Origin of the sequence: Streptomyces sp. NPDC006624, from assembly GCF_040611555.1 — a bacterium.
Taxonomy (GTDB): Bacteria; Actinomycetota; Actinomycetes; order Streptomycetales; family Streptomycetaceae; genus Streptomyces.
The window spans coordinates 1-1132 of the sequence record NZ_JBEXOM010000091.1 but is presented as its reverse complement, the minus strand read 5'-3'; the positions used below and the strand labels follow the sequence as shown (position 1 = coordinate 1132).

The following is a 1132-nucleotide window of genomic DNA, read 5'->3' as shown; positions in this document are numbered from 1 at the left end:
GGGAGGGGGTCATGGATGTGAGCAAGATGCTGATCGCGGCGGGCTTCGCCGCCGTGTTGTCGCTGTCGCCCGCCGCGCCCGCGCGCGCCGGCGATCTGAGCGGCGCGCAACTGACGTGTTATGTCGATACCTACGCCTTCGACGTGCCGCAGGCGCAGTGGTGCCACAGCACCTGGACGCCGGGCACCGCCAACAATCCATCGGTGGCGTTCTTCGAAGTGGCCGGGCTGCCGGCGGGCAGTTACAGCTACGCCTGGACCGACCTGGAAACCGGGCAGACGCCGTCGGGCTGCGGCAACGTGCAGTACTGCCTCGTTCCGATCGCCACCGAAACCCGCGGCGACGGCGAAGCGCGCTTGCGCGTGGTGGTGACCGATCTGGCCACCGGCGCGCAGCGCACGCTCGACGCGACCGCGTACTACTGGGACGGCTACACCTGATCGCCCGGAGCGGGCCGGCGTGCGCGCCGGTCCGCTTCGCCGCGTTGGCCGGGCGCGCGCCGCAGCGCGCCGTACGTTCATCGGACAAGGAGAGTTTCATGCGCATCAACGCAGCAATCGGCCTGAGCGCGGTCGCGCTCGCGCTGGCCATGGGCCACGCCGAACCGGCCCACGCCGGCAATGTCGGCAACGCCGGCATGGAGTGTTATGTCGACACCTTCCGTTTCGACATCGCGACCGCGGATCAGTGCACCTCGCTGTGGGTGCCCAACGGCGCCCACGACCCGTCGGTGGCGGTGTTCTCGGTGACCGGCCTGCCGGCCGGCAACTACAGCTACGTCTGGCGCAACCTGGAGAACAACGCCATCGTCGCCAGTTGCGCCAATCAGTCGGCGTGCGCGGTGCAGATCGCCACCGACCGCATGGGCGACGGCATCGCGATCCTGCAGGCCACGGTGACCGACCTGGACACCGGCGCGAGCCGGCAGGTGCAGGCGACGGCGTACTACTTCGACGGCTACACCTGAGCCGCGGCGGCGCGTAGCGGCGAATGCACAGGGCGCCCGCGGGCGCCCTGTTTTCTGAGGCCGGTGCGCGCGACCGCGGCCGGTCGGCGCCTGCGCATCAGCGCTTGTTTGAGTCCTTCAACAGCCGGCGCAAGGTCTCGACCGCATCCAGGCAGTCGCGCGGTT

The 1132-nt window shown here is 70.0% G+C and carries 2 protein-coding genes; both read left to right on the top strand.

What is annotated here, in order from left to right; all coding sequences use genetic code 11:
• Positions 1 to 440: hypothetical protein (locus ABZY20_RS37375; protein ID WP_356448011.1), on the top strand; the 440-nt coding region annotated here is incomplete at its 5' end.
• 98 nt (positions 441 to 538) lie between these two features.
• Positions 539 to 967, top strand: a complete 429-nt coding sequence (locus ABZY20_RS37370) for a hypothetical protein (protein WP_074870516.1) — start codon at positions 539 to 541, stop codon at positions 965 to 967.
• The last annotated feature ends 165 nt before the right edge of the window (positions 968 to 1132 follow it).

Coding starts and splice junctions, on each gene's coding strand:
- ABZY20_RS37370 (WP_074870516.1), top strand. CDS start 539: ATGCGCATCAACGCAGCAATCGGCCTGAGCGCGGTCGCGCTCGCGCTG.